The following is a 21,669-nucleotide window of genomic DNA, read 5'->3' as shown; positions in this document are numbered from 1 at the left end:
GGGCATCAGGGCGTCAGGGGGTCGGAGTTTCCTCGGGCAGCGGCCGGGAGCACGTCGATTCCGGGATGAAGACCAGGCCGTCGTACTCCTCGGCCAGGACCGTCGGCATCCGGTTCAACCGGTAAGTGAAGCGCGGAACGTACGCCCCGAAGCTGCGCTGGAAGCGTTGTTCGCGCAGCCACCGCTCCACTGCCGGCGGGGCGTCGTCGGTGCGGAGGTTCACCATGTGGCTTCCGGCGGTGGCCGCTGCCAGCTCCGCCTCCAGGGAGGCGGAAGCCGGGCCGATCGTGTTCCTGACGGGCGCCCGCCGCGCGGAAGCGGGGCGGGCGAGAGCGCGGCGCCCACCGCGACGGGCGCGGAACGCCCCCTTCCCGAACAGCAGGCCGAGCCCGTAATACGCGTCGCCGTAGCGCTGCCGCAGATGCCGGCCCAGTGCGGGGACACCGCCGCTGTAGTGACCCGTCATGATGTGGCCGTTGTGCGCCCACAGGACGACCTTAGCGGCGTCGTCGCGGTCGAGCAGCTCCGCGACGGCCTCGGCCATGTACCGGTCGCGGGCTGCGAGCGCGCTGCGCTCCGGCTCCTCGTGGTGCAGGGGGCGGCTGACCACGTCAGCCGCCTGGGCGGTGAGGCGGGCGTGCCGACGTGCCTCGTCGACCTGTGCCGCGGAGGTGAGTCCGGTCATGTCGGCCGCGTTCCGCTCCAGAAAGTCGACGAGTTCCCGGGCATGGTGCAGCCGGTGCTGCCGTGACGCGAGGGGCGCGCCCGGCGTCGCGTCGCCGAGTCCGCCGAGCGCCGCCCGGAAGGCTTCCGCCCTCTCCGGCGCCGCCGCCCGCAAGAACGCGTCGAGCGCCGCGACCGAGTCCCCGCAGCGCTGCGGGTCGATGCCCACGAAGCGCACCTTCTGCGCGTCGGGCACCCCGCTGTTGTACGCGCGCATCCACTCGACCATCGCAAGCACCTCGTACGTCCGCCAGGTCCAGAAGCCCAGCCGCGTCAGCACGTCCGCGGCCTCGCCGACGCCGTGCACGACGTAGTCGTTCACGGCGAGGGCCGCCGAGGCGCCGGCCTCCATCGCCAGGGCGGAGAACCCCAATTCCGTGACCAGGAACTCCAGCAGCCGGTGCTTGAGCAGGAAGAACTCCCGCGTGCCGTGCGTGGCCTCCCCCAGCCCCACGATCCGGACCCCGTCCAGCGTCCGCTTCAGCGGCTGAAGGTCGGCGGTCGGCGCGCCCGCCGCCAGGCCGCCGTCCAGCGGCACCGCGTTCGCCGCCAGCCAAGCCGTCACTTCCCCCGCCACAGCTCTTCCCTTCCCACCGAGTCGGCCCCCATCCTCCCCCTCCTCCCCTTCAACCTCCCTCCCCTCCCCCGCGTCCCCTCCCCCATGGGGATTCGCCGGAAGAACACCGCCATACGCGTCGCGCTCGCCCTCGTCACCACCGCCGCCGGGCTGCTCGTCCCCGGCGCGGTCGCACACGGTGCGGAGCCTCCGACTCCGAACACGCCGGTCTGGGAACCCTGCCGGGACGCCGCGCTGGACGCCGCGAAGGCCCGCTGTGCCGATCTCGCCGTGCCCCTCGACTACGCCGATCCGCACGACGGGCGCACCGTCACCCTCCGCATCTCGCGTATCGCCGCCACCGACCGCGCGCACCGGATCGGGGCGCTGCTGACCAACCCCGGCGGGCCCGGCAGTCCTGGGCTCGGGATGCCCGTGAAGACGCTCCGGGCGATGGGGGACCAACTGGCCGCCCGGTTCGATCTGATCGGCGTGGACCCGCGATTCGTCGGGCGGAGTTCGGCGGCCGACTGCGGGTGGCCCGTGCGGAGTTGGGCGGAGGCCGCCGGGCACGACCTCGACGGCTTCCGGCGGTCGGCGGCGCGCCAGCGCGGACTCGCGGCGGACTGCCGCGCCCATGCCGCCGACGCCCTCCCCTATGCCGGCACCCTCTCCGTCGCCCGCGACCTCGACCGGGTGCGCGCCGCGCTCGGCGAGCGGCGCGTCTCCTATCTGGGCGAGTCGTACGGTACGTACCTCGGCGCCGTCTACACGCAGTTGTTCCCCTCCCGCGTGGACCGGCTCGTGCTCGACGCGCCCGTGGATCCGCGCCGCTGGCCGCTCCGTACGCTCCAGGGCCAGGCCGCGTCCACCGAACGCGCGCTCCACGCGTGGGCCGGGTGGGCGGCGCGGCGCGATGACGCGTACGGGCTCGGGGCCACCCGCCGAGAGGTGCTGCGCACCGTCGAATACATCCAGCGGGCCGCCGCCCGCGCGCCGCTGCGGCTCGGCCCGTACACGGTGAGCGAGCGGGACTTCCCCATCGCCCTGTACGCGCTGCTCGCCGACGCCCGCCGCGATCCGCAGCTCGGCGAGGTCCTGAGCCTCTTCCGCACGGCTGCCGACGGGAAGCCCGCGCCGCCGCCCGCCGGCGGGGCGGCCGAGCGGCTGCTGCGCGCCATGGCCGCCCCGCCCGACGGGCCGACCGGCGCCGATGTCCTCGTCTCCTGCGCGGACGGGCCCGCGCCGCACGACCCGATGGCGTACTGGCGCGACGTGCAGCGCAGCCGCGCCGCCCTGCCGGTGTTCGGGCCGCTGTTCCACAACATCCTGCCGTGCGCCTTCTGGCCCGCCCCGCGCGAACCGCACCCCGCCGTCGGCAACCGCGTGCCCGCCCTCCTCATCGCCGCCACCGACGACGTCAAGGCCGCCTACTCGGAGGGCGTCGCCCTCCACGGCCTGCTGCGGCGGTCGCGGCTCGCGACGCTCCACGCCCGCGTCCACGTCGCGTACGGGAGCGGCGTCAGCCGCTGCGTCGACGACCTGACCAACGCCTACCTCGCCTCCGGTGAGCTGCCCCGACACGACCGTGAGTGCGCCGCCGACCCGAGCCCCGACAACCGGAACGGAGACCGGAACGAAGACCGGAACGGAGACCGGAACGGCAGCTAGAACGGCAGCTAGAACAGCGGCTGCTGGCCGGGGATCGGCGGCTCCTCCGGGTCGAAGAGTTTGGGGGCCGCCGCCATCAGGGGGGCCATCCGGCGGGAGCCGGGGCAGGAGATCAACTCGAAGCTCGTACGGCGGCCCGGCGGGTCGTGGCGGGCGTAGCGGCCGCCGACGACGGCGATCTCGCGGGTGCAGATGGGGCAGGCGCGGCGGGGAGACGACATGAGACCAGTTTGACTCAGGCTGATCGCTCCCACGGTCCGGATCAGCACGAATCAGCGCGAAGCGGAGCGGTTCAGTCACTCCAGTTCCGTCGCCACGAGGCCCCGGAGCCGCTCCGCGAAGGCCCGCACCCCCTCCTCCCGCCCCCTCTCCCCCTGCACCGCCGCCTCCGCCAGCCGCCGGACGTCCTCCGGCCAGCGGCCCGTCGCCCGGCGCTCGGAGCCGACGCGCTCGAAGCCGCGGTCGAGGAGGCCGCGCGCCGCGTCCGGACGGTCGCGTTGGACGGCCTTCACGGCGGCGACCGCGTTGGCCAGCGCGCTCGCGGCGAGCGGCCACCCGCCGCCCGCCGGCGCCGCGGGCCCGGCCGGGGAGCCGGATTCCGCCCGTATCTCCAGGTCCAGGCGCCAGAACAGCGGCAGATCGCGGAAGGTGAAGAACAGCAGCCGGCGGTCGGGGCGGGAACGGAAGTCGGGGTCGCTGCGCGGCGGCAGCAGGAGGGGGTGGGCGGCGTCCAGGAAGGACGCCGCCGATTCGACGCACGTCGCGAAGTCCGCGTCGGGCACGGTCCACACGAGGTCGAAGTCGCTGAAACGATCCGCCGTGTCGGTGGCCAGGGAACCGCGCAGGGCGGCCGTACGGGCGTGGGGGCAGCACTCCGCCAGGGCGTCGACGATCTCGCGCAGCGCCTCGGCGAAGGGGAAGCCGCAGCGGTCGCCGATCGCCTCGTAGATGATCTCGACGGGTACGTTCGGCAGCCCGGGCACGGGGATCTCGGCGGCGTCCACGACATAGCCGGGCCGACCGCCGGAGCCGGACTGACCACCGGAACCGGGCCGACCGCCGGTGCCGGGCCGACCGCCGCCGGAGCCGGACTGCCCGTCTCCCCCGTACTGCGGGCCGTGCAGCCGCGCCCTCCCGTGGACGCCGTCCGGGGTGACGACCCAGTACGCGCTCGGGCGGAACAGCTCCGCCTCGTACAGCACGGGCCGGGCGAGTCGGGCGGCGACGCACCGCCCCAGGGCCCGGCCCTCGGGCGGGTCGGCCGCGCCCTCCCGGACGCGGATCTCCAGGTGCCAGGAGACGTCGCCGGTCACCGACCGGTACGAGCACACGACGGGAGACGGCGCGGGTGCGTCGCCCGCGGCGGCCACGCCGATCTCGGCCGCCGACACGCCGAAGCCCTCCGCGAGGGCGTCCGCGAGCCCCGCCAGGTCCAGCCCGCCGACGACGAAGAGGCCGTAGCCGTACGTATAGCCGGCTAAACCGGCGCCGGTCCCGCTGCCTCCGCCACCACCCGCGCCCCCGCCACCACCCGCGCCCGCTCCCCCGCCCTTCACGTCAGAACGCGTCGGCCGGCACGTACGTCCCCCACACCTCGCGCAGCGCGTCGCAGACCTCGCCCACCGTCGCCTTCGCCCGCAGGGCGTCCTTCATCGGGTAGAGGACGTTGGCCGAGCCCGCCTCGCTCTCCGCGGCCTTCTTCAGCTCGGCCAGCGCCGCGTCCACCGCCGCCTGGTCCCGTTCGGCGCGCAGCGCGGCCAGCCGCGCCGCCTGCTGGGCCTCGATGGCGGGGTCGACGCGCAGCGGCTCGTACGGCTCCTCCTCGTCGAGCTGGAAGCGGTTGACGCCGACGACGACGCGTTCGGCGCTGTCCGTCTCCTGCGCGATGCGGTACGCGCTGCGCTCGATCTCGTTCTTCTGGAAGCCGTTCTCGATCGCGGCGACCGCGCCGCCCATGTCCTCGACCCTGGCCATCAGATCGAGCGCGGCCCGCTCCACGTCGTCGGTCATCGTCTCGACGACGTACGAGCCCGCGAAGGGGTCGACGGTCGCCGTCACGTCCGTCTCGTAGGCCAGCACCTGCTGTGTGCGCAGGGCGAGCCGCGCCGACTTGTCGGTCGGCAGGGCGATGGCCTCGTCGAAGGAATTGGTGTGCAGCGACTGCGTGCCGCCGAGCACCGCCGCGAGCCCCTGCACGGCCACCCGTACGAGGTTGACCTCGGGCTGCTGCGCGGTGAGCTGTACGCCCGCGGTCTGGGTGTGGAAGCGCAGCATCTGCGACTTGGGATTCCGCGCGCCGAACTCCTCCCGCATGACCCGCGCCCAGATCCGGCGCGCGGCCCGGAACTTGGCGACCTCTTCGAGGATCGTCGTCCGCGAGACGAAGAAGAAGGACAGCCGCGGCGCGAAGTCGTCGACGTCCATGCCCGCCGCCACGGCCGTACGCACGTACTCGATGCCGTCCGCGAGCGTGAAGGCGATCTCCTGCGCGGGCGACGCCCCGGCCTCGGCCATGTGGTAGCCGGAGATCGAGATCGTGTTCCACTTCGGGATCTCGGCCTTGCAGTACTTGAAGATGTCCGCGATCAGCCGCAGGGAGGGCTTGGGCGGGAAGATGTACGTGCCGCGGGCGATGTACTCCTTGAGCACGTCGTTCTGGATGGTGCCGGTCAGCTGGTCCGCCCGTACGCCCTGCTCCTCGCCGACGAGCTGGTAGAGGAGCAGCAGGAGCGCGGCGGGGGCGTTGATGGTCATCGAGGTGGAGACCTTGTCCAGCGGGATGTCGTCGAACAGGATCCGCATGTCCTCGATGGAGTCGATGGCGACGCCGACCTTGCCGACCTCGCCGCCGGCGAGGGGCGCGTCGGAGTCGTGGCCCATCTGGGTCGGCAGGTCGAAGGCGACGGACAGGCCCGTGGTGCCGTTGGCGGTCAGCTGCTTGTAGCGGGCGTTGGACTCGGCGGCCGTGCCGAACCCGGCGTACTGGCGCATGGTCCACGGCCGTCCCGTGTACATCGTCGGATAGACGCCGCGGGTGAAGGGGTACGAACCCGGCTCGCCCAGTATGTCGGCCGCGTCCCAGTCGGCGAGTGCGTCCGGACCGTAGACCGGCTCGATGGGCAGGCCGGACTCTGTCTCACGCGCCATGGGTTCTGTGCCTCCCGCTGAGTTGCCGAACAACAGATGCCGAACAAACAGATGCCGAGCAGATGCCGTGCAGATGCCGCAGGTACCAGGGGTCCGCCGCGGACTGTAGCGGCGGCCGTGCGAAGGGTGGAGCCGCACAGGCTGGGACCTTCCTCACAGCCTGCCCGTCGACCGGGGCGGTGCCACCTCGTCCGGGGGTGAGGTTCGGGCGTCGGCGGCCCTGGGCATCATCCAGCGGTGATGCAGCAGACAACTCTCGTACGCAGAGTGCTCGTCGCGGCAGGAGTGGCGGCGGGGGCGGTGGCGCTGACCGCCGGGTGCAAGGTGCAGACCGCGCCCGTCTCCGGCGCCTCGCCGCCGGCGGCCGGCGGCAGCCACGCCCGTACGGACCCGGGCTCGGGCTCGGGCTCGGACGCCAAGCCCGCTACGGGCGTACGGCCGTGGCCCTCCTGGCCCGGCGCGTCCGGCTCTTCCGGCTCATCGGGCTCGTCTGGAAATGCCGCCCACCGCGCGCCGCACGCCCCCACTCAGCCCCGTACCCACCGCACCCACCACGCGACCCCTACACCCCCTGCACCCCATACGTCGCATCTGGCGGTCAAGAAGCCGCACCCCCCGACCACCGAGCCGCTCGACACGCCCGACCGGCGGTGCCGGACCGGGCGTGTGCTGTGCATCAGCAAGAAGAGCGACACGCTGGCCTGGATGGTGGACGGCAAGGTCGTGTCGGCCATGGACGTGCGGTTCGGCTCGCAGTACACGCCGACGCGCGAGGGCGCGTTCAAAGTGGACTTCAAGAGCCGCCACCACGTGTCGACGATCTACCACTCGGCGATGCCGTACGCGATGTTCTTCAGCGGCGGCCAGGCCGTGCACTACTCCTCGGACTTCGCGGCGCGCGGCTACGCGGGGGCCTCGCACGGCTGCATCAACGTCCGGGACAAGAAGAAGATCGCGGCGCTCTTCCGGGAGGTCCGCAGGGGCGACCGGGTCGTCGTCTACCGGTAGCCGTACGGCCGGTAGCCGGCCGGTAGCCATACGACCGGTAGCCGTACGACCGGTCGAAAGAGCAGCGCGGGCAGGGCCGGGGGAACGTGCCCCGCCCGCGCCGGATGCGCACTGGCCGTTGGTACGGGGGGAACCCCGGCCTCATGCGCGGCCGATGACCAGTCGGCCTGCTTCATTCAGCGCCGGACGTCCGAAAAACGTCACACCCGACCGTGTCACCCGTTCGCCGGGGCCGAAACCAGCACCGGCGAGGCCGTCGCCGACGGGGTGGCCGAGGTGGTCGGTGACGGTGCGACCGTGGGCGGGGCGGGCGTCGGGGTGGTGGGGCCGGGGCCGGGGTCGCTGTTTCCGCCACCCGCGCCCCCGCCTGGTCCCGAGCCGTCGCCTCCGCCCCCTTCCCCCTCGTCGTCCCCGGCGCCGCCGCCGGAGTGGCCGCCGTGACCGTGGCCGCCGCCATGGCCGTGGCCGCCGCCTCCGGCGCCGTCCGATGCCCCTGAACCTCCGGCCGCCCCGGAACCCCCGGCCGCCCCTGAGCCCCCGGAATCCAGGACGCGCTCGCAGTACTTGTGCGCGGCGGCCGGGCCGCCGACGGCGCGTTCCAGCCGCCGCAGCTTCTTGTCGTCGAGTTCCCCGCTCGGGCCGCGCTTCGCGGACAGGTACTCACGGCACACCGCTTCGGCCCAGGCCCTGCCGCCCTTACCGGATTTATCGGGCTTGCCTGGCTTGCCGCCGTGCTCCGCCTTGCCCTCACCGCGAGGGTCGCCGTCGTCCTGTCGGCTGGGGGACGGGTCGGCCCCGTCCTCGTCCCCGTGCCCGGAACCCGGCGATCCACCGCCCGGCGTCGGGGACGCCCCCGGCGCGGTGCCGGAGGAGCCCGACGGGTACCGCGAGGGGTCCCCCGTGCTCAGTTCGAGGTCCGGCCGGGGCGACCGGGAGCCGCCGCCCGTGTCGTCGGCCGCCGAGACGCTCGTCGCGGGCCCCGGCTCGCCGCCGTCGCCGAAGGGGGCCGGGAGCATGCCCGTACCGGCCGCGACGGCCACGCCGCCCAACGCACAGCCCGCGAGCGCCAGCGCGAACGCCGCCTTCAGGGGCCGCCGTACGAACGAGGGCCGGCCGGCCAGCGCGCCCAGCCATACGGTCCGCACCGGCGCGGGCTGCTCGGCGCGCGCCGCCCGGAATGCGGCAAGTGCCCGTTCCTCGCCGGGGAGCCGGCCGTCGGGCCCGGCGGCCGTCAGCTCGGCGGTGACGTCGGAGAGCGCGTCGGCGAGCCGGTCAGCGGCGGTCCGCCCACTCCCGCGACCTGCGGCACCGGCACCGGTTCCGGCACCGCGCTCGCTGCTCACGTCCTCGGCGCTCGGCACATCCCGCGCGCCTCCGGCCGCATCCGCCCCGGCTGCCTCGCCCGAGCCGCCCGAGCCGCCCATCGCATCCGCAGCGTCCATGGCATCTGCCGCATCCGCCGTGTCCGCCACTTCCGCCGCGTCCGTACCGGCCGGATCGTCGGCATGGACCGGTTCGCCGCGCAGCAGCCGCTCCGCGGCGTCGTCGTCCAGCCAGCCGTACCGGTGGTCGTCCGCCATCACATGTCCTTCTGCGTCCCGGAGCGCAATTGCGTCACACTTGCGGAAGCTCCCACCCCGGTGGGCGGCGTGCGCGTCCCCCGCCGCCCCGGAACCGGGTCCGGCCCCGCCGTCCCCGGCGACCCCGTCACCAGTTCCGCCAGCCGCCGCAGCCCCCGGTGCGCGGCGGTACGTACCGCTCCGGGCCGTTTGCCCAGCACCCCGGCCGCGCTCTTCGCGTCGAGGCCGACCACCACGCGCAGCACGACGGCCTCCGCCTGGTCCTGCGGCAGTTGGGCTATGAGGGCGAACGCGCGCCCGGTGCCCAGCGATTCCAGCGCCTCCCCGGCCGTGTCGGCGTCGGCGGCGCGGCCCTCCAGCTCGCTCTCGTCGCCGCCGATGGCGGGCCGCCGGCCGCGCAGCCGGATGTGGTCGAGGGCGCGGTTGCGGGCGATGCGGGCGGCCCAGCCGCGGAACCGGTCGGCGTCGCCGCGGAACCGGCCGAGGTCGCGGGCGATCTGGAGCCACGCCTCGGAGGCGACGTCCTCCGCGTCGGGTTCGCCGACCAGGGTGCGCAGGTAGCCGAGCAGCCGGGGCTGTACGGAGCGGTAGACGGTTCTGAAGGCCGTCTCGTCCCCGCCCTGCGCCGCGTATACGGCGGCGGTCAGCTCAGCGTCGTCCCCCAGCACGCCCACATCCTGCCCCACTCCGGTCGGCCCGCGGTTCAGTACCTCGCCGGGCCGGAGCCGTACGGGGGCTGCCCGCCCTGCTGCCCGTACGGGCCCGCCTGCGGGGCCGGCGGGGGCGGGCTCTGCGGCGGACCGGGGTAGCCGTAGCCGCCCTGGCCCGGGGCCGGGTACCCGGGATTGCCGTACGGCATGCCCGGCATCGCACCGGCGTACATCGGACCGCCGCCCTGCGGCCCCGCCATGGCCCGCTGCTCCTGCATCGCGGTGAGGCGGCGGACGAAGAGGATCGCGAGGATGGCGGCGGCGAGCAGCACGAGGCAGGCGACGATGCTGGAGGCGAGCGCGGTCTGGAAGGCGTCGACTCGGCCGCGGACGTCGAAGACGGCGGTGTCGGCGTCGACCATCCGGCCGCGCGCGACGAGGTACTGCATGGTGGCGCCCGAACCGAACACGTTCCCGACGATCCACAGCACCCACCAGGCGTTGAGCACGCCACGGGGCCCGTAGGGCCCGGCCGGGGAGCTGGCCCGCCAGATGTCGTTGGCGATCTGCTTGGGAAACCAGAGGTTCACCACCGGCGTGAACCAGGAGCCCGCCGCCCAGCCGCTGCCGTAGCGGTGCCCGCCGGGCGCGAACACCTCGGCGTTGAGCCGCGTCCGCCGGAACCACACGGCCCATACGACGGCCGTCGCCAGCTGCGTCAGCGTGCCGATCAGCAGCATGATCCGGAAGAAGTCGTCCGCGCCGTCGAGGTCGGACTTACTGGCCCGGCCGCCGTCGAGGGCGTCCGAGATGATGCCGTACTGCCCGGCCGCGGCGACGATCCGCAGCACCAGCACGACGATGGTCACCGCGAGCAGCGCCGTCACCGCCGTCGCGAGCCCGCGGCGCAGATCCACCCCGCCGGCGGGCAGCCGCGGGGGCGCGTAGGGCGCGGGCGGGGCTCCCATCGGATATCCACCGCCCTGTGGATAGGGGCCTGGCTGCTGCTGGTACGGGCCCGGCTGCTGCTGGTACGCGCCGCACGCGGCGCAGCGGCCGTCCTGCCCCACGGCGACGGCGCGGCAGCTCCCGCACGGATGCATCTTCGAGACCCCCAGGAGACGTGACCGCTCGCCGGTCACGGGCATGATGAGCGAAATCGCGCCCACCGGCGCGGACCAGCACGTTACGGGCACCCGCCCGGTTCCGTCCAGAGCCGCCGAACCGCCCGCACGGCCGCGCGGTGTGACGGTTTCGCGGCACGCGGCGCTGTAAGAAGTACGGGCCGTACACATGCCCGTACCGGACGGCGGCCGGGGCCTCTCCTGTGGGGGGTGGCGGCCCCGGCCGTCCCTCCCTCTTCCCTTTCCCCTGATCCTCCTGGTTCGCGCACCGGCACTGCCCGCGCTCTGGGCGTCAACTGTTGTAGAAGGCGGGCAGGTCGACCAGGAGAAGGTCGTCGCGGCGGTCGGCCAGGTCGACCAGGTCGGGGTAGAAGCCGTGCAGGGAGTACAGGGCCAGGGTGGTGGCGGTGGTGTCGTAGCCCTGGGCCGAGAGCAGGGCACGGATGTGTTCCAAGCGCTCCAGGTCGCCGGTTCCACGGCGGGCGGCCGTCGCCTTGGCCTCGCCCAGCAGCGCGATCTTCGCGTGGGGAGCCTGCGGGCGCTCGCCCGCGGCCAGGGCGATGACATCGACCTCGTGCTTGGTCCTGGCGGCCTGGTCGGCGACCTCGGTGGTGCCGACCGGGCCGGGCAGCCCGCCGGGCAGCAGGGTGTGGGCGTAGCGGCGGGTGAAGTCGCGGGAGAGGTCCTCGAAGTGCGGCCCGAGGATCTTGGAGTTGAAGGTCGGGGCGGCCTGCTGCCACACCTGCTCGGCGAAGCCCTGCTCCACGGCGGCGGCCTGCGGAAGGGTGATCAGCTGGTTGAAGCGGATCACGGGGTCGGTGAGGGTGATGACCGGGTGCCTGGTGCGGAGGATGTCCTGTTCCCGGCGGATGTAGCCGGTGGATTCCAGCACTCCGAGCGGGTGGGCGACGGCGTTGCGCGGGCGCTCCAGGGCGGCGCCGATCTTGCTGGGGGTGGTGGCGCCTCGCGCGATCGCGGTGAGGATGTCGTAGTACAGCGTGTGCTGCGTGATCCTCGGGTCTTCGCGCAGCAGGTATTCGGTCTCGGTACGTGAGTACACCGCCCGCCCCGGATCGAGCAGCGTCCGGGTCAGCCAGGTGTCGAAGCCGTCGTCCGGGTGCGGTCGGGCGGCCACCGGCCGGTAGCCGGGGGCCCCGCCCAGAACCGCGTGCACCTTCAGCGCGGTCAGGGGGTCGGCGATCTGCCAGAAGGTCCGGCTGTCCCGGTAGTCGAAGGCGCCCAGCCGCAGATCGACCACGGCACGTCCCCGCAGCGGCTTGGTTCCGGAGAGCAGTTCGTGCATGACGCTCATCGCGGAGCCGCACAGGATCAGCCGTGGCCCCGGCCCGGCGCCGGGCCGGGCGCCCCGCTGGCGCTCGTCATAGAGCTGTTGCAGCAGTCCCGGGATCTCCGGGGAGTGCTGGAGCAGGTAGGGCAACTCGTCGATCACCAGGAGCGGACGGGGCGAACGGGCGGTCACGTCGAGGGCGTTGGACAGGACGTCACGCCAGTCGGTCAGGCGCAGACTGCCCGGCCGCAGGCCGGCGTGGGCCGCGACCGCGTCACTGAATCGCCGGATCGCGGGCAGCCGTCCCTCCTCCCGGACCGCTGTGACGTAGAGGCCGCCGACCTGCTCGGACAGCGCCTGCAGAAGGTATGACTTCCCATGCCTGCGCCGCCCCGACACGATGCCCAGGCGCATGGCCGGGTCCGGGTCGGTGAGGAACTCCGCGAGCAGACCCCACTCGCGGTCCCGGTCGACCACATCGTCCGGCTTGGCCGGCAGGCTTTCCTTCACTCGCGCTCCCGCACATCGACTGCGACGGATTCCGTCTAAGTGTACTTCGACGGAAATCGCAGTAGTGGGTATGCACGGATTTGCGATCAGCTCAAGCGAGAAGGGCCTCCGAGCAGACGAAATACCTGCTCAGAGGCGTCTTCCGGCTGAGTCGGGTCAGGAGTGGCGGCCCCGGCCGTCCCTCCCTCCCTCCGGCGGTCAGCTCTCGTGGCCGTGATCGCGGCCCTGATCGCGGCCGTGCCTCCGGTCGGGGGCGTCGGTGTCGGTCTCGTCCTCGATGCCGAGTTCGGCGAGGAGGTCGTAGAAGAGGTTCTCCACGAACGGTTCGGGCTCGGCCGCCAGTACTCGCGCGAGGGCGCCGGCGTGGGCGATGCGGCCCGCGGCGGCGGCCCAGGCGACGCCCTGGGAGGCGGCGTCGCGCGGGGTGAGGAACAGTTCGCCGATATCCATCTCGCTCTGTTCCATATAGCGGGCCATGGTCGCGCGGCCCAGGCACGCCGACCAGGAGCCGCCGGACGGGCTGGCCGCCGCGACGACCGCGCACTCGCTGTCCAGGACGTACGCGGCGAGGGCGGGGGCGCCGGTCTCCTTCGTGAGGCCCCGTACGAGCGAGTCGATGTCGCCGAGTTCGGGCTCGGGCGGGTGCTGCCACAGCTGCCAGCCGTCCGCGAAGGCGTCGGTGAGCTCCAGGTGGTCGTGGCTCTCGTCGAAGACGGCGCATTCGACGAGCCCTCGTTCGCTTCGGCCGACGACGAAGTAGCCCCAGAAGCCCATCCTGATCTCCTTTGATCACACGGCTCTCGGCCTTGCGGCGCACGGCCTCACGGGGACGTCGCACCTCGGCCGCCGACCCCTCCGCCGTCCGCCCGGCCGCACGTGCCCCGCCGCGTCCCGGAGGCGCACCGGCGGTCGGCGGCGCCCGTCCATCTTGCCGCCGCACCCGGCGAGTTGCCGCCGCTCCCGTCGAAGTTCGCCGCCGTGGGGCCGGACGGGCCGGAGGGCCGGACGCCGCACCGGCGTCCGGCCCTCCCCGAACCGATCCCGTTCACGCCGTTTCGTCGGCGGCGTCCTTCACCGAGACAGTCAGGTCGTTGGTGACGGTGAAGTACGGGCGCAGCCGGACCTCGCCGCGGGCGGCGGCGGGGAAGGTGTCGATGCCCTTGCGGTCCGCGAAGTCCCCGCGGATGCGGCCGACGCGGACCAGTTCGGCGCCCTTCGACGGGCGTACCCACAGGTCCCACAGGTCGGCCTCGGCGCCGTGCCGCTGGGCCATCGGCTCGTACGGCAGGCAGCCGCCGTGGTTCTCGATCGGCGCGCGCACGTCCCCGACGGAGCCGTCGCCGCCGCGCAGCCGGGCGACCAGCTCCGCGCCGTCGCCGAGCCGCTTGCCGCCGAGGGCGGGGCCGACGTCGACGGAGACCGTGATGCCGTCGTCCCCGACCAGGACCTCGGCGGCCTCGGCGTGCACGGCGCGCTGCCAGGTGCGTACGGCCAGGAAGCCGTCGCTCGTCTCGTACGGGACCCAGTGGCCGACGCCGTCGCCGGTCTCGGTGAGGGGGAGGTTCAGCAGGCGCTTCTGCTCGACGAGTTCGGCCGTCAGGCGACGGCGGGTCTTGTCGCCGGAGCGCTCCACGTAGCTGTCCCAGCGGCCCTCGGTCATGGTGTGCGCCGAGCGCTCGACGCGGACCTCGACGCGCTCGCCGGGCAGCCGGCGCTTGGGGAGCTCGACGCGCAGGGACTCCTTGCCCTTGGTGCCGCGGTGGCGGAGCAGGAGGTGGGAGTCGGCGGCGGTGAGCTGTTCGGAGCGGAGGGAGACGGTCAGGGTGCCGTCGCTCTCGACGGCGCAGCGCGCGCCGGGGTTCGCGTCGGCGGGGCTGTGGGCGGGGGCCGCCTTCTTCTTTCCGGCCGGTTTGGCCCCCGACTTGCCGCCTCCGAACAGGCCGCGCAGCAGCCCGCCCTTGGCCGGGGCGGCGGTGGTGCAGCCGGGGCGCAGCTCCTCGAAGAGCTGCTCGTAGCGGCCGGCGATGGTGGACGGCTCGTAGCGGTGGGCGGTGCGGCGGGCGGCGGCGCCCAGCGTGCGACGGAGTTCGGCGTCGCCGGTGAGTCTCAGGAGGGCGTCGGCGTAGGCGTCGACGGCGTCGGAGTCGTCGAGGGGGACGAGGAGGCCGTCGGTGCCGTCGGTGAGGATCTCGCGCGGGCCGTACGGGCAGTCGGTGGCGACGACGGGCAGGCCCGCGTGCATGGCCTCGACGATGGTCATGCCGAAGGACTCGGCGTCGGAGGCGACGGCGGCGATGGAGCCCTTGGCCCACTCGGTCTCGATGGGCGAGCGGGCGCCCATCAGCAGGACCCGCTCGTACAGCCCGAGCCGCTCGATCTGCTTGCGCAGCTTGGCCTTGGCGGGGCCGCGGCCGTAGATCCGCAGGTTCCAGTCGGGTCGGTCGGCGGCGACCTTGGCGAAGGCGGCGATGAGCCGGTCGTAGCGCTTGACGGCGACGAGGCGGCCGGCGGAGACGATGGTGTTGGTGGAGCCGGCGCCGAGGTCGGCGGGGGCGGCGGCGGGGGCGGGCACGGCGTTGGGGATGCACAGGATGCGCGCGCGGGCGTCGGGGAGGGCGTCCCGGTAGTGCCCGGCGTCGGCCTCGGAGACGGTGGCGAACGCGTCGAGGGCGGCGATGGCGGGGTCCATCACCTCGTGCAGCTCGGGTACGTGCGCCTCGTGGGTGAGGTGTTCCTGGCCGAGCCGGAGGTAGCGGTCGCTGCCGTATTCGGCGAGGTAGCCGATGAGCTTGGGGCGGGTGGCGATGACGGCGTCGGCGTCGGTGGCGGCGAGGTGCGCGGCGACGCGCTGGTCGGTCAGGGCGGTGGCGGCCATCCGCCCGTTGTCGATCCGCTCGTCCCGGAAGAGGGCGCTGGGCCGCTGGTTGAGCGGGTCGGCGTACTCGTCGGTGTCGGCGCCCTCGCGCAGGTCGACGAGGGGGGTGACGGGGACGCGCGGATCGATCGTCAGCTCGGGGGCGTCCGCCGGGCGGTTGACGCTCGTGATGCGGACGTCGTGCCGGTCAGCGAGTGCTGCGGCGAGGTTGACGGTCGAGCGGATCGTGCCGCCGATTCCGTACGCGTTGTGGATCAGGAATTCGATCTTCATCGGGGCCCTCGTTCAGGTGCGCGGGAGCGCGAACGCGCACTCCGCCGTGGCTAGATGCGTGAGCATCGGCAATGGTTGTCCCCCATACTGACAAGCCTTCCTGTGGCGCGGCGCCGTCCGGGGGCCTACTGCCGGGTACCGCGCCGTCAGCGCTCCACGCGGTCGGCCAGCGCCGTGAACTCCTTCCAGGACAGGCGGGGCCGGCGCGGGTCCCACAGCTTCTGGGCCACGGCCCGCAGCGGCAGCCGGATGCCGCGCGCGACCTGCTCGGTGGTCTGGGCGCCGGGGATGTCGCCCCAGATCGCCAGCCGGCCGCCGAGTACGCGGTCCGGTCCGGCGAGGGAGGCGGGTACGGGCTTGGTGCCGCGCAGCACGGCGGGGGTCCACTGCTCGTAGATCCGCTGCCCGGTGGGGTAGCGGAACTGGTTGGGCTGGCCGAGCACGTAGTAGAGGAACTCGTCGTTGAGGTTGACGAGTTTGCGGCCCTCCTTCAGGTACTCCAGCGGGTCGCGGGCGCCGAGCTCGGTGCCGGTCCAGTACTCGATCTCGCGGTTCTTGTCGGCGGCGACGACGCCGCCGGCGTGGACGCCGTCGTTCCACACCTTGGCCTTGCCGCCGAGGGAACGCACCGTCGCCGCCCGGTCGTTGAGCCACCCCGTCGCCAGGTCCTGGACCTTGGCCTCGGGCCCGTACTTCTCGCGGGCGCTCTCCGCGAGACCGGGGTAGGAGCTCTCGGGGTCGTCGGCCATGAGGGCGAGGTACTCGTCGCCGCCGAGGTGCGTGTACGGACCGGGGAAGAGCGGGGCGTACTCGCGCAGCAGGTCGTCGACGATCTGGGCGGCCTTCTTGTCGGAGATGTCCGCGGCGCCGCGCGCGGGGCGGCCGGAAGCGTTGCGGAGTTCGAGGCCGGGGTGGGCCTTGAAGACCGCGCCGAGGTGGCCGGGCGAGTCGATCTCGGGGATGACCTCGATGTGCAGGCCGGCGGCGAGGTCGGTGATGTGGCGCAGCTGGGCCTTGGTGAGGTGCTGGTCGGAGACGATCTCGGGGTGGCTGCTGCTCTCGATGCGGAAGCCCTGGTCGTCGGAGAAGTGCAGGCAGAGCTGGTTGAGTTTGAGGTCGGCCATCTCGCGGAGGCGGGCCTCGATCCAGTCGGCGTCGAAGAACTTGCGGGCGATGTCGAGGTTGAGGCCGCGCTGGGGGCGGTCGGGGCGGTCCCGGACGGTCCCCTCGGGCACCTGTCCGCCGGAACGCACGGCCTGTACGACGGTGCGGGTGCCGTAGAAGGCTCCGGCCCCGTCGGCGCCGGTGATCGTCACGCGGCCGTCGCGGGTGGTCATGGTGTACGACTCGGGGCCGTCGCCGTGGCCGAGGCGGAGCTCGACGTCGCCGCGGCGGGCGGGGCCGGAGGCGGTCTTCAGGTCGAGGTCGCGGGCGAGGAGGCGGGCCGTTTCGGCGAGCGGGCCGCTCGGGTCGGCGATGACGCGGGCGGTGTGCGAGGGCCGCCAGCCGGGGCCGCGGGCGGCGTCGAAGTCCCGTACGGCGGGGATGGTGCGGGGCGGCTTGGAGAGCGGGCCGGTGGGGGCGGGGGTGGGCGTGGGGCTGTGGGACGGCGCACCGGGGGTGCTGGAACCGTCGTCCTTCGGCCATACGAGGAAGCCGATGATGACGGCCACGACCACGACGGCGCCCGCGACGGCGGCCCGTACGACCGCTGTCCGGCTGATGCTGCGGGGCAACCGCATGGCGCATTTCCTCCTGATCAGGGGTGACTCTGGATGATCGGTGTGATTCGCATGATTCCGGGGCGAAGGTATGGGGTGTTGCCCCTTCAGCCGTCAGTTACGCGCCCGTAGCGCCTCACGTCCGGGTGAAATTCGTGCATCCGTCGGACAGTGGCCGAGTTGCATCGCTACGGTGACGACTCAATCCCCCGCGCCTCCCCCTTCACGCCTTCCCCACCCCTATCCCTTTGCCCCATGGCCGCTCAGCCGCTCCGCGGCCTCCCGCCCCGCTCGCCCGACCCAGCCCGAGGATTTCATGCACCACGGCCTCGACCGACTCAACTCCGCCGCACCCCGAGCGGCCGAGGAAGCCCTGCGCGCCTGCTGCGGCAGCCGCCGGTGGATCGAGCGGATCGCGGCCCACCGCCCCTACCCCGACCTGGACGCGCTGCTCGCCGCCGCCGACGAGGCCGCCTACGACCTCACCCCCGCGGATCTCGCCGAGGCGCTCGCGGGCGAGCAGGCCGCGCACCACCCGCCGCTGGCCGCCGACAGCGGCGACCCGGCCGGCCCGCCGGGTCCGGGCACCCTCGCCGCATACACCGCGCTACGGGCCGCGCACGCCGCGTACGAGAGCAAATTCGGCCATGTCTTCGTGATCTGCCTGGACAGTTTCGCGCCGGAGGAGGCGCTGGGCCAGGTGCTCGCCGCCATCCGCGTCCGGCTCACCCACGAGCCCGACGAGGAGCGCGCCGTCACCGCCGACGAGACGCGGCGACTCGCCCGCGGCCGGCTGGCCCGGCTCGTCACGGAGGCCGCGCCCGTACCGGACGCGCAGGGGTGCCCGGGAGCGTGAGCGGCGCGCCGCGCGCGGACCGCCCCGCCTCGAACGCCCGTACGAACATACGCCCCGAAACCGGGCCTTCAGGGCGGCCCGCGCCCCTCCCGCGTAGGCCGTACGTGCCTGTTTGATCACACCTAAGGACCCCGGGCGAACGAACCGACACGTCGTCGCTACGATGGCCAGGGCCGGTGGACCGTACCCGGCCGGGCCCGACCGACAGTGTTCCTCTCACCTGTTAGAAGCTGGCGGCAGCCCCCAATCCCCGCTCCCGGAGGGTTTTCAGTGCCGGCTGGAACGCTGTACCGCGGCCGGGAAGGCATGTGGTCCTGGGTGGCTCATCGAGTCACTGGCGTCCTCATTTTCTTCTTCCTGTTCGTGCACGTCCTCGACACCGCTCTCGTCCGCGTCTCTCCCCAGGCGTACGACGACGTCGTAGCGACGTACAAGACGCCCATCGTCAACGTGATGGAGTACGGCCTGGTGGCCGCCATCCTCTTCCACGCGCTCAACGGCCTGCGGGTCATCGCCGTGGATTTCTGGTCGAAGGGCCCGAAGTACCAGAAGCAGCTGCTCTGGACCGTCGTCGGCGTCTGGGTCGTGCTGATGGCCGGCGCTTTCTACCCCGTGCTGCAGCACACCCTGCGCACGCTGTTCGGGAGCTGAGATGTCCTCCGCAGAGACCACAACGCCGCACGACTCCGTGTCGCTGTACGACGCGGACCACCCGGCTCCGGTGATCGAGCCGCCCCGCGCGCGTACCAAGAAGACCCCCAAGTCGACCCGCACCAACTTCGAGATGTACGGCTGGCTCTTCATGCGCCTGTCCGGCATCGTGCTGGTCGTCCTCGTCCTCGGCCACCTGCTGATCCAGCTCGTCCTGGACGGCGGTGTCTCCAAGATCGGCTTCGCGTTCGTCGCCGGCCGCTGGGCCTCGCCGTTCTGGCAGGTGTGGGACCTCACGATGCTGTGGCTGGCGATGCTGCACGGCGCCAACGGCCTGCGCACGGTCATCAACGACTACGCGCAGCGGGACAACACCCGCTTCTGGCTGAAGATGCTGCTGTACACCGCCACGGTGTTCACCGTCCTTCTGGGCACGCTGGTGATCTTCACCTTCGACCCGAACATCCAGTAGACCCCGGGACCGAGGCTTAACCCATGAAGATTCACAAGTACGACACCGTGATCGTCGGCGCAGGCGGCGCCGGCATGCGCGCGGCCATCGAGTCGACGAAGCGCAGCCGCACCGCCGTGCTGACCAAGCTCTACCCGACCCGCTCCCACACCGGCGCGGCGCAGGGCGGCATGGCCGCCGCCCTCGCCAACGTCGAGGAGGACAACTGGGAGTGGCACACCTTCGACACGATCAAGGGCGGCGACTACCTGGTCGACCAGGACGCCGCCGAGATCCTGGCGAAGGAGGCCATCGACTCGGTCCTCGACCTGGAGCGGATGGGCCTGCCGTTCAACCGGACGCCCGACGGCACCATCGACCAGCGACGCTTCGGCGGCCACAGCCGCAACCACGGCGAGGCCCCCGTCCGCCGGTCCTGCTACGCCTCGGACCGCACCGGCCACATGATCCTCCAGACGCTGTACCAGAACTGCGTCAAGGAGGGCGTGGAGTTCTACAACGAGTTCTACGTCCTGGACCTGCTGCTCCAGGACGTGGACGGGGTCAAGAAGGCCGCCGGCGTCGTCGCGTACGAGCTGGCGACCGGCGAGATCCACGTCTTCCAGGCGAAGGCGATCATCTTCGCCTCCGGCGGCACCGGCAAGTTCTTCAAGGTGACCTCCAACGCGCACACCCTGACCGGTGACGGCCAGGCCGCCGCGTACCGGCGCGGGCTGCCGCTGGAGGACATGGAGTTCTTCCAGTTCCACCCGACAGGCATCTGGCGGATGGGCATCCTCCTGACGGAGGGCGCGCGCGGCGAGGGCGGCATCCTCCGCAACAAGGACGGCGAGCGCTTCATGGAGAAGTACGCGCCCGTCATGAAGGACCTCGCCTCGCGCGACGTGGTCTCCCGCTCCATCTACACGGAGATCCGCGAGGGCCGCGGCTGCGGCCCCGACGGCGACCACGTCTACCTGGACCTGACCCACCTGCCGCCGGAGCAGCTGGACGCCAAGCTGCCGGACATCACCGAGTTCGCGCGGACGTACCTGGGCATCGAGCCGTACACGGACCCGATCCCGATCCAGCCGACCGCGCACTACGCCATGGGCGGCATCCCGACCAACGTCGAGGGCGAGGTGCTGGCCGACAACACCACCGTCGTGCCGGGCCTGTACGCCGCCGGCGAGGTCGCCTGCGTCTCCGTGCACGGCGCGAACCGGCTGGGCACCAACTCGCTGCTCGACATCAATGTCTTCGGCCGCCGGGCGGGCATCGCCGCCGCCGAGTACGCGGCGAAGAACGACTTCGTCGAGCTGCCGGAGGACCCGGCCTCGCTGGTCGCCTCACAGGTCGAGTCCCTGCGCGACTCCACGGGCACCGAGCGCGTCACCGAGCTGCGCAAGGCGCTCCAGGAGTGCATGGACGCCAACGTGATGGTGTTCCGCACCGAGCAGACGATCAAGACCGCCGTGGAGACCATCGGCGAGCTGCGCGAGCGGTACAAGAACGTGTCCGTGCAGGACAAGGGCAAGCGGTTCAACACCGACCTGCTGGAGGCCATCGAGCTGGGCAACCTGCTCGACCTGGCCGAGGTCATGGCCGTATCGGCGCTGGCCCGCAAGGAGTCGCGCGGCGGTCACTACCGCGAGGACTACCCGAACCGCGACGACGTCAACTTCATGCGGCACACCATGGCGTACCGCGAGACGGACTCCTCCGGCAAAGAGACGATCCGCCTCGACTACAAGCCGGTCGTGCAGACCCGCTACCAGCCGATGGAGCGTAAGTACTGATGAGCACCCCCACGATGGACAAGGCCGACGGGCATTCGGCCTCCTTGGACGCGCTGGAGGCCGACAAGGGCCACCTGATCACGGCCACCTTCCGGATCCGCCGGTTCAACCCGGAGGTCTCGGCGGACGCGGTCTGGGAGGACTTCAAGCTCGAAATCGACCCCAAGGAACGGGTCCTCGACGCCCTCCACAAGATCAAGTGGGAGCTGGACGGGACACTGACCTTCCGGCGCTCCTGCGCGCACGGCATCTGCGGCTCCGACGCGATGCGCATCAACGGCAAGAACCGCCTCGCGTGCAAGACCCTGATCAAGGACATAAACCCGGACAAGCCGATCACAGTCGAGGCCATCAAGGGCCTCACGGTCCTCAAGGACCTCGTGGTCGACATGGAGCCGTTCTTCCAGGCGTACCGCGACGTCATGCCGTTCCTGATCACCACGGGCAACGAGCCGACCCGCGAGCGCCACCAGAGCGCCGAGGACCGCGAGCGCTTCGACGACACCACCAAGTGCATCCTGTGCGCCGCGTGCACGTCCTCGTGCCCGGTGTTCTGGAACGACGGCCAGTACTTCGGCCCGGCGGCCATCGTCAACGCGCACCGCTTCATCTTCGACTCGCGCGACGAGGGCGGTGAGCAGCGCCTGGAGATCCTCAACGACAAGGACGGCGTCTGGCGCTGCCGCACCACCTTCAACTGCACCGACGCGTGCCCCCGCGGCATCGAGGTCACGAAGGCCATCCAGGAAGTGAAGCGCGCCCTGATCACGCGCCGCTTCTGAGCCA

The 21,669-nt window shown here is 72.6% G+C and carries 18 protein-coding genes; 7 read left to right on the top strand and 11 right to left on the bottom strand.

The features are described 5' to 3' along the window. Positions 1-13: 13 nt before the first annotated feature. Entirely contained in the window at positions 14-1,300 is a 1,287-nt protein-coding gene (locus AB0I49_RS33595; RefSeq protein ID WP_363230972.1) for an erythromycin esterase family protein, read from the bottom strand. A gap of 84 nt (positions 1,301-1,384) precedes the next feature. Here AB0I49_RS33595 and AB0I49_RS33590 point away from each other — a divergent pair, with 84 nt between their 5' ends. Continuing rightward, on the top strand, positions 1,385-2,950 hold the full coding sequence (locus AB0I49_RS33590) for an alpha/beta fold hydrolase (RefSeq protein WP_363230971.1): 1,566 nt from the start codon (positions 1,385-1,387) through the stop codon (positions 2,948-2,950). A gap of 8 nt (positions 2,951-2,958) precedes the next feature. On the opposite strand, the gene AB0I49_RS33585 is transcribed toward AB0I49_RS33590, so the two are convergent. The 3 genes from AB0I49_RS33585 to AB0I49_RS33575 all read right to left on the bottom strand — a co-directional run bounded on the left by AB0I49_RS33585 (position 2,959) and on the right by AB0I49_RS33575 (position 6,097). Further along, a complete protein-coding gene (locus AB0I49_RS33585; protein WP_363133471.1) occupies positions 2,959-3,171 on the bottom strand; it encodes a hypothetical protein in 213 nt (70 codons plus the stop codon). Between the two features lie 75 nt (positions 3,172-3,246). Then, positions 3,247-4,506 carry a nucleotidyltransferase domain-containing protein gene (locus AB0I49_RS33580; RefSeq protein ID WP_363230970.1) on the bottom strand — a complete coding sequence of 420 codons (1,260 nt, stop codon included), beginning with the start codon at positions 4,504-4,506 and terminating at the stop codon, positions 3,247-3,249. A 1-nt stretch (position 4,507) separates the two neighbouring features. Then, positions 4,508-6,097: a methylmalonyl-CoA mutase family protein gene (locus tag AB0I49_RS33575; protein ID WP_363230969.1), complete on the bottom strand. Its 1,590-nt coding sequence runs from the start codon at positions 6,095-6,097 to the stop codon at positions 4,508-4,510. 240 nt (positions 6,098-6,337) lie between these two features. On the opposite strand from AB0I49_RS33575, the gene AB0I49_RS33570 reads away from it, so the two are divergent. Further along, a complete protein-coding gene (locus AB0I49_RS33570) occupies positions 6,338-7,105 on the top strand; it encodes a L,D-transpeptidase (RefSeq protein WP_363230968.1) in 768 nt (255 codons plus the stop codon). Positions 7,106-7,320: 215 nt separating this feature from the next. On the opposite strand, the gene AB0I49_RS33565 is transcribed toward AB0I49_RS33570, so the two are convergent. The 7 genes from AB0I49_RS33565 to AB0I49_RS33535 form a co-directional block, all read right to left on the bottom strand. After that, entirely contained in the window at positions 7,321-8,685 is a 1,365-nt protein-coding gene (locus AB0I49_RS33565; protein WP_363230967.1) for a hypothetical protein, read from the bottom strand. Next, positions 8,685-9,353 (bottom strand): RNA polymerase sigma factor, encoded by a 669-nt coding sequence (locus tag AB0I49_RS33560; RefSeq protein ID WP_363230966.1) that lies wholly within the window; start codon positions 9,351-9,353, stop codon positions 8,685-8,687. Before AB0I49_RS33560 ends, AB0I49_RS33565 begins: the two co-directional genes overlap by 1 nt. 35 nt (positions 9,354-9,388) lie before the next feature. Further along, complete coding sequence (locus AB0I49_RS33555) at positions 9,389-10,483, bottom strand: DUF4328 domain-containing protein (RefSeq protein WP_363230965.1); 1,095 nt, start codon at positions 10,481-10,483, stop codon at positions 9,389-9,391. Positions 10,484-10,751: 268 nt separating this feature from the next. Beyond that, on the bottom strand, positions 10,752-12,257 hold the full coding sequence (locus AB0I49_RS33550; RefSeq protein ID WP_363230964.1) for an ATP-binding protein: 1,506 nt from the start codon (positions 12,255-12,257) through the stop codon (positions 10,752-10,754). 198 nt (positions 12,258-12,455) lie between these two features. Then, on the bottom strand, positions 12,456-13,031 hold the full coding sequence (locus AB0I49_RS33545; RefSeq protein ID WP_363230963.1) for a hypothetical protein: 576 nt from the start codon (positions 13,029-13,031) through the stop codon (positions 12,456-12,458). 271 nt (positions 13,032-13,302) lie between these two features. Continuing rightward, the gene (locus AB0I49_RS33540; protein WP_363230962.1) at positions 13,303-15,405 is read right to left on the bottom strand and encodes a glycosyltransferase; all 2,103 of its coding nucleotides are present in this window, start codon (positions 15,403-15,405) and stop codon (positions 13,303-13,305) included. A 146-nt stretch (positions 15,406-15,551) separates the two neighbouring features. Next, the gene (locus AB0I49_RS33535; protein ID WP_363230961.1) at positions 15,552-17,147 is read right to left on the bottom strand and encodes a glycoside hydrolase family 20 protein; all 1,596 of its coding nucleotides are present in this window, start codon (positions 17,145-17,147) and stop codon (positions 15,552-15,554) included. A gap of 295 nt (positions 17,148-17,442) precedes the next feature. Between AB0I49_RS33535 and AB0I49_RS33530 the strand changes: the two genes are divergently transcribed. From AB0I49_RS33530 to AB0I49_RS33510, 5 genes are all read left to right on the top strand, one after another. Continuing rightward, complete coding sequence (locus tag AB0I49_RS33530) at positions 17,443-17,982, top strand: 2-oxo-4-hydroxy-4-carboxy-5-ureidoimidazoline decarboxylase (RefSeq protein ID WP_363230960.1); 540 nt, start codon at positions 17,443-17,445, stop codon at positions 17,980-17,982. Between the two features lie 270 nt (positions 17,983-18,252). Continuing rightward, on the top strand, positions 18,253-18,633 hold the full coding sequence (gene sdhC / locus AB0I49_RS33525) for a succinate dehydrogenase, cytochrome b556 subunit (protein ID WP_363133459.1): 381 nt from the start codon (positions 18,253-18,255) through the stop codon (positions 18,631-18,633). A 1-nt stretch (position 18,634) separates the two neighbouring features. Further along, positions 18,635-19,105 (top strand): succinate dehydrogenase hydrophobic membrane anchor subunit, encoded by a 471-nt coding sequence (locus tag AB0I49_RS33520; RefSeq protein WP_030893260.1) that lies wholly within the window; start codon positions 18,635-18,637, stop codon positions 19,103-19,105. A gap of 23 nt (positions 19,106-19,128) precedes the next feature. Continuing rightward, complete coding sequence (gene sdhA, locus AB0I49_RS33515; RefSeq protein ID WP_363230959.1) at positions 19,129-20,883, top strand: succinate dehydrogenase flavoprotein subunit; 1,755 nt, start codon at positions 19,129-19,131, stop codon at positions 20,881-20,883. Continuing rightward, a complete protein-coding gene (locus AB0I49_RS33510; protein ID WP_363230958.1) occupies positions 20,883-21,665 on the top strand; it encodes a succinate dehydrogenase iron-sulfur subunit in 783 nt (260 codons plus the stop codon). The genes sdhA and AB0I49_RS33510 overlap by 1 nt, the downstream gene beginning before the upstream one ends. Positions 21,666-21,669: the final 4 nt, after the last annotated feature.

The organism is Streptomyces sp. NPDC050617, assembly GCF_040654795.1.
In the GTDB taxonomy this organism is placed as follows: domain Bacteria; phylum Actinomycetota; class Actinomycetes; order Streptomycetales; family Streptomycetaceae; genus Streptomyces.
This window is presented reverse-complemented; position numbering and strand designations above follow the sequence as displayed.

Excerpts from the sequence above, each read along its gene's own strand:
- AB0I49_RS33570 (WP_363230968.1), top strand. The coding sequence starts at position 6,338 with ATGCAGCAGACAACTCTCGTACGCAGAGTGCTCGTCGCGGCAGGAGTG.
- AB0I49_RS33540 (WP_363230962.1), bottom strand. The coding sequence starts at position 15,405 with ATGAAGATCGAATTCCTGATCCACAACGCGTACGGAATCGGCGGCACG.
- AB0I49_RS33520 (WP_030893260.1), top strand. The coding sequence starts at position 18,635 with ATGTCCTCCGCAGAGACCACAACGCCGCACGACTCCGTGTCGCTGTAC.
- AB0I49_RS33585 (WP_363133471.1), bottom strand. The coding sequence starts at position 3,171 with ATGTCGTCTCCCCGCCGCGCCTGCCCCATCTGCACCCGCGAGATCGCC.
- AB0I49_RS33565 (WP_363230967.1), bottom strand. The coding sequence starts at position 8,685 with ATGGCGGACGACCACCGGTACGGCTGGCTGGACGACGACGCCGCGGAG.
- AB0I49_RS33530 (WP_363230960.1), top strand. The coding sequence starts at position 17,443 with ATGCACCACGGCCTCGACCGACTCAACTCCGCCGCACCCCGAGCGGCC.
- AB0I49_RS33545 (WP_363230963.1), bottom strand. The coding sequence starts at position 13,031 with ATGGGCTTCTGGGGCTACTTCGTCGTCGGCCGAAGCGAACGAGGGCTC.
- sdhA (WP_363230959.1), top strand. The coding sequence starts at position 19,129 with ATGAAGATTCACAAGTACGACACCGTGATCGTCGGCGCAGGCGGCGCC.
- AB0I49_RS33590 (WP_363230971.1), top strand. The coding sequence starts at position 1,385 with ATGGGGATTCGCCGGAAGAACACCGCCATACGCGTCGCGCTCGCCCTC.
- AB0I49_RS33575 (WP_363230969.1), bottom strand. The coding sequence starts at position 6,097 with ATGGCGCGTGAGACAGAGTCCGGCCTGCCCATCGAGCCGGTCTACGGT.
- AB0I49_RS33510 (WP_363230958.1), top strand. The coding sequence starts at position 20,883 with ATGAGCACCCCCACGATGGACAAGGCCGACGGGCATTCGGCCTCCTTG.
- AB0I49_RS33535 (WP_363230961.1), bottom strand. The coding sequence starts at position 17,147 with ATGCGGTTGCCCCGCAGCATCAGCCGGACAGCGGTCGTACGGGCCGCC.
- AB0I49_RS33555 (WP_363230965.1), bottom strand. The coding sequence starts at position 10,483 with ATGCCCGTGACCGGCGAGCGGTCACGTCTCCTGGGGGTCTCGAAGATG.